This window comes from Mesobacterium hydrothermale (assembly GCF_035818635.1).
Lineage (GTDB): Bacteria > Pseudomonadota > Alphaproteobacteria > Rhodobacterales > Rhodobacteraceae > Mesobacterium_A > Mesobacterium_A hydrothermale.
This window is the reverse complement of the sequence record NZ_JAYLLH010000063.1, coordinates 1-5,021: the sequence shown is the minus strand read 5'-3', so window position 1 is coordinate 5,021 and position 5,021 is coordinate 1. Positions and strand designations below refer to the sequence as shown.

General features: G+C 62.5%; 5 protein-coding genes. 2 read left to right on the top strand and 3 right to left on the bottom strand.

From position 1 onward, the window contains the following. Positions 1-64: 64 nt before the first annotated feature. From VK792_RS19340 to VK792_RS19330, 3 genes are all read right to left on the bottom strand, one after another. A complete protein-coding gene (locus VK792_RS19340) occupies positions 65-418 on the bottom strand; it encodes a hypothetical protein (RefSeq protein ID WP_326299544.1) in 354 nt (117 codons plus the stop codon). A gap of 97 nt (positions 419-515) precedes the next feature. Next, a complete protein-coding gene (locus VK792_RS19335; RefSeq protein WP_326299543.1) occupies positions 516-1,709 on the bottom strand; it encodes a DUF932 domain-containing protein in 1,194 nt (397 codons plus the stop codon). Between the two features lie 89 nt (positions 1,710-1,798). After that, positions 1,799-2,887: a site-specific integrase gene (locus tag VK792_RS19330; protein WP_326299542.1), complete on the bottom strand. Its 1,089-nt coding sequence runs from the start codon at positions 2,885-2,887 to the stop codon at positions 1,799-1,801. 113 nt (positions 2,888-3,000) lie between these two features. Between VK792_RS19330 and dusA the strand changes: the two genes are divergently transcribed. Both dusA and VK792_RS19320 read left to right on the top strand, forming a co-directional pair. Beyond that, entirely contained in the window at positions 3,001-3,993 is a 993-nt protein-coding gene (gene dusA, locus VK792_RS19325; protein ID WP_326299540.1) for a tRNA dihydrouridine(20/20a) synthase DusA, read from the top strand. Then, positions 3,990-4,772: a hypothetical protein gene (locus VK792_RS19320; protein ID WP_326299539.1), complete on the top strand. Its 783-nt coding sequence runs from the start codon at positions 3,990-3,992 to the stop codon at positions 4,770-4,772. The genes dusA and VK792_RS19320 overlap by 4 nt, the downstream gene beginning before the upstream one ends. Positions 4,773-5,021 lie beyond the last annotated feature (249 nt).

The window sequence follows — 5,021 nt, the reverse complement described above, 5'->3', positions numbered from 1 at the left end:
CGTTTGGCGGGCAGACCCCAACGACATCATCGCCGCAAGAAATCGAGGGTTCCAAATGTTGGATTCAATCCACTAGTTCAAATCTGCCAGCCATCTGACCATCGAAAAAGAACCGGCGATAGAATGGGTAAGCAAGAATTGGGCGATTGAAATCAGCAAAAGGTGATACGAATATTTGCTCCGGATAACGAATTAGGTTGTCGCAATCGGCATAGTAATTCTCTCCAGAAAATCCATTTCCAGACTTTGTCCGCGTATGTATAGCTCCAAAGCCACGGGCGAATTGCGCCTGAGGATCGGTCCTCCCCCAAGCAGGCCGGTCAAGCCTTCCAGCATTTTCTCGATGCAAGTTGCGAAAGTCCGCAACGGGGAAGGTGATCGAAATATACATGGCTTCTGATTGCTCCTTGTCCAGCATTACGACAATTAGATGGTACAAGCTTCGCGGACCAGACTTGTTTTCCTTGTGGCCCCAAGGTGGCGGTGCACTTGTGCCCGCCACCCAATATCGAGGATTAAAGCGCCCTTTCCAACAACACCTTCGCTTTCCCCTCCATCACCAGCCGCGCATCCTGCTGCGGCTTGGACCGGGCTACCGCCGTGATCCCCTGCACGAAGTCGTAGACGCTTTCGGGCGGGCGGCCTTCCTCGGCCAGAACCGTCTCGACGATCCGCCCCGTCTCCGCCTTCGAGAATCCGCGCTTGCGCAGGAAATCCTGACGGTCCTCGTCCGACCGTGCGACAATCTTCTCCCGCGCCGCGCGGATGCCGTCGATAAATGGCGCGGGCGAGGACTCGGCGAAGCGGCTTAGCGCAGGCGCGGCCTCATGCGCGAAGCGGGAGGCGGCGTATTTCGAGTGCCGGATCGTGATCTCCTGGAAATCCTCGACGCCCCAGAGGTTGCGGTTCTGGCAGACGGCGCGCAGGTAGAAGCTGGCGATGCCGAGCGTCTTGGCGCCCACTTCGGAATTCCAGCAGTAGAACCCACGGAAATAAAGGTCGGGCGAGCCATCGGGCAGCAGCCCCGCCTCAATGGGGTTGAGGTCATCGACGAGGAACAGGAAGACGTCGCGGTCGGAGGCGTAGAGCGTCGTCGTCTCCTTCGTGACGTCCACCCGCGGATTGTAGATGCCCGTCGACCAGTCCAGCACACCCGGCACCTTCCAGCGCGTGTCGCCGGTGCCGTTGCCCGCGATGCGTTGCACGGCGGAGACCAGTTCATGGTCGTAGATGCGGCCATAGTCGGGGCCTGTCACGGCACGCAGTTCCGCGCGGCCATCCTCGACCTCCATGGTCTTGATCTGCTCGGCCCGATGGTTCGTCAGCCCGTATTGCAAGTTGATCCCGGCCAACGGCGCGGGCAGTTGCCGCAGATAGGCCGCGGGCGCACCGACGAGGCTCGAGAGCTGGCCGAAGCTCCAATGCGTCGGCGCAACTGGCTCATCCGTGCCCGGTAGGACGAGGCCCAGCTTCTCCGGGTTGTCGCGATGCGCCTCGACCCGGATCGCTGCACTCTCCACCGTGCGCGTCCGGCTCCGCTCCGCCCGGCCTTTGACCGAGGCAAAGAGATCGTCGAGCGACAGATACCGCTCGTCATCAGGCCGCGAGAACCACTCCGACGACACACGGTCCACATTCGTGCCGCGCGACACATCCACCCTGTAGCCGCCGCTGGTGTCACGTCCGGCATCGATGATTTCGGTATTCATGGGAAAACCTCCGCGACGGGCGGCCGAAAGCCTCTCTCTCGACCTCCAAACCCGTCACGGGATCTGGCGGCACGCCTCTCACTCTCTCGTCACTCCGCCGCGAGATTGTCGGACGGGGAGGGGCGGCGCGCGTCGTGAAGGCGATGAAGTGTTTCCGGCCGGATATGGGTGTAGCGGCGCAGCATCTTCCAATCCTTGTGGCCGGTTACTAACGAGACCTGTTCGATCGCGAAGCCGGCTTCGAACAGGCGGCTTGTGCCCTCATGGCGTAGATCGTGGAAATGCAGGTCCTTCACGCTGACCTCGACGCAGGCGCGCCGGAAGGCCGTTCCGACCGATTTCGAGTTGTAGGGAAAGATCCGGCCCCTTGCGTGCCCGAGTTCCTTGGCCTGTTCGGTGACCAATGCCCAGGCATCGAACCCCGTGGCGGCGAAGAGTGGGATCCGCTGGTCGTTCCCGGTCTTGTTGCGCGGGTCCTTCCTATCGCGGATCATGAGCATCCGGCGGTCGACGTCGAGATCGGTCCATGCGACGCGGCAGATCTCATCGAGCCGCATCGCCGTGGCCACCGCGAACTTCACGATCCGTGTCATCGGCAGGGTCAGGCGTTCGTTGTCATCGAAGCAACGGAAGAGGCGGTTCAGCTCGTCCGTGGTGGGGCGGCGGTCCCGCTCGGTGCCCTTGCCGATGAGGCCGAGCCGCTTGAGCGCGAAACGTGCCAGATCAACGGGTTCGGGAGAAATGTCGAGGCCGTGTACAGCCGCCGCATGGGTGATGATCATCTTGATCACGCCGATGTCGATCCCGAGCGTGACCGGGCCCGCACCTTGCTCCGCGCGCATCTTGCCGTAGTCGATCAGTTTCTGCCGGTCGAGGTGCCCGATCTTCTCCTTGCCGAGGTCGCGCTTGAGCGTCGTGAGCGTGGCGGCCTTGCTGCGACGCGGCGGTTTCCCTACCTCGCACATATCGGTTATATGAAGATCAATGAGGTCGCCAAAGGTCTGGAGGCGGGAAACGGACGACTTGTTCGGCGCCAGTCCCTGATCGACCCGGGTCTCCGCCTGGCGGGCCCAGCGATGGGCGTCGTCGCGGCGGAGGAACGTCTCGCTCGCGTAGCGGCCCTTTCGTCTGATCTGGACCCGGTAGGCACCGGAGGGGAGCTTGGTGATGGAGGCCATTTTCGTGTGCGCTATGTGTGCAATGAGTCGTCGTAAAGGGGCAAATTCGGGGATATTGGGGCGTATTCCAGCGTAGCAGCATCCGCCGCCAACAGTTTGAAGATACACAAAAAATGCAAATAAATCAACACGCTAGATTATCCTGTGCCCCTATGATGGACTGGACCGACCGACATTGCCGGTATTTCCACCGGCTGATGTCACGCCACACGCTTCTTTATACAGAAATGGTGACCGCGCCCGCGCTTGTGCGCGGTGGCGCGCTGCACCTGCTGGACTACAGCGCCGAAGAACACCCGGTCGCATTGCAGCTGGGCGGGTCGGACCCCGCGGAACTGGCCGCGGCGGCCAGGCTGGGTCAGGCGGCGGGCTATGACGAAATCAACCTGAACGTCGGGTGCCCGTCGGACCGGGTGCAATCCGGTACCTTCGGTGCGGTGTTGATGAAATTGCCGCAAACCGTCGTCGATTGCATCAAGGCGATGCAGGATGCGGTCGATACCGAAGTTACGGTGAAATGCCGGATCGGCGTCGACGATCAGGACCCGGAAGAGGTGCTGCCAGAATTCCTGTCGCGGCTTGGCGCCATTGGCTGTTCCCGGATCACGATCCACGCCCGCAAGGCTTGGTTGCAAGGCCTCAGCCCGAAGGAAAACCGCGATATCCCGCCCCTGGATTACGACCTCGTACAGCGGATGCGGGGGATGTTCCCGCACCTTCAACTGTCGGTGAACGGCGGCATCACCACGCTTGATCAGGCCCGAGGGTTTCTTGACGCCGGGCTGGATGGGGTCATGGTCGGGCGCGCGGCCTATCACCAGCCCTGGGATATCCTTGCCGCAGCCGACCGCGACATCTTTGGCGACGATCGCGCGCCGACACCGCCCGAAGATATCGCGGAACGCATGAAACCCTATATCGCGGCGCATCTTGCGTCGGGCGGCAAGCTGGCACAGGTGACGCGGCACATGCTGGGGCTGTTTGCCGGGCGTCCCGGGGCGCGGCAATGGCGTCGGGTGCTGTCGGAACAGGGCCACCGGCCCGAGGCCGGTCTGGACGTTCTGGATGCCGCGTTGTCTGCCGTGCGCGGAGCACAGGCCGCATGACGGGGTGGCGGCAGGCGTTGGCCCGCGATGGCTTTGCCTGCTTTCCCGTCGATCCCGACACGCTGCGATGGGCCCGCGCCGCGCATCGCGAGGGGTGCGCGGTCCTGAGCGCCGCTGCCGATCAGATCGCCTGTCAGGGCACCTGGTTCGTCGGTGTCGATGCGCTGTCTAACGGCCCGGATGGCCGTATCGCGGGCATTCCGCTGGCGGGGGCCGCGATCACCGCGCTGGCACCGCTGCCCGCGTTGCACAAGGCCCAGCTTTCGGTCACGTTTCCGGGCTATCCGCGTCCGCGCGACGGTGAAGGCAAGGCGGCGTTCCGCTATCGTCTGCTGCGGGACGGGGCGCATGTCGACGGGCTGTTGCCCATCGGGCCGGACCGGCAGCGACAGTTGCGCGAACCGCATGGCTTCATCCTTGGCCTGCCGCTGGTCGCGACCGATCCGGGGGCCAGCCCGCTGGTTGTCTGGCGCGGCAGTCACGCGCTGATCCGCGCGGCATTTGCCGATGTCCTGTTCCCTTTGACCGAATCGCAACGGCCCTTCGCCGACCTGACCGCGGTCTATGCCACGACCCGGCGGCGGGTCTTTGAACTGTGCGAACGGGTTGAAATCCACCTGCCGCCGGGCGCCGCAATTGTGCTGGATCCGGCTGTTTTACACGGGATCGCACCATGGCAGGCCGGTGCCGGGGCCCCGCCAGAGGGGCGGATGATCGCCTATTTCCGGCCTTTGCACCCGCAGGGGCACGCCGGCTGGCTGGGGGAGAATCCGACATGATGCCCTTTGGCGTCCGTTCGGGCTGTTTTCCACGGATTTGGAAACAAACCAAAGATTGCTGCCAGCATTGTTTCGTTAATATATCCTAAACAGGGGCTAACTGCCTAATTTCTTTTGATTTATCGCCAAGGATTTGTCTTAATCCCTCCAATTCATGGGGGATCTTTAAGATGCTAGTGGATTGATCGCGACAAACGAGTCCGAATTGGGATTCCCATTTGGTGCTGGCCGTGCGAGTCATGCTGATGC

Coding starts and splice junctions, on each gene's coding strand:
- VK792_RS19340 (WP_326299544.1), bottom strand. CDS start 418: ATGCTGGACAAGGAGCAATCAGAAGCCATGTATATTTCGATCACCTTC.
- dusA (WP_326299540.1), top strand. CDS start 3,001: ATGCAAATAAATCAACACGCTAGATTATCCTGTGCCCCTATGATGGAC.
- VK792_RS19330 (WP_326299542.1), bottom strand. CDS start 2,887: ATGGCCTCCATCACCAAGCTCCCCTCCGGTGCCTACCGGGTCCAGATC.
- VK792_RS19320 (WP_326299539.1), top strand. CDS start 3,990: ATGACGGGGTGGCGGCAGGCGTTGGCCCGCGATGGCTTTGCCTGCTTT.
- VK792_RS19335 (WP_326299543.1), bottom strand. CDS start 1,709: ATGAATACCGAAATCATCGATGCCGGACGTGACACCAGCGGCGGCTAC.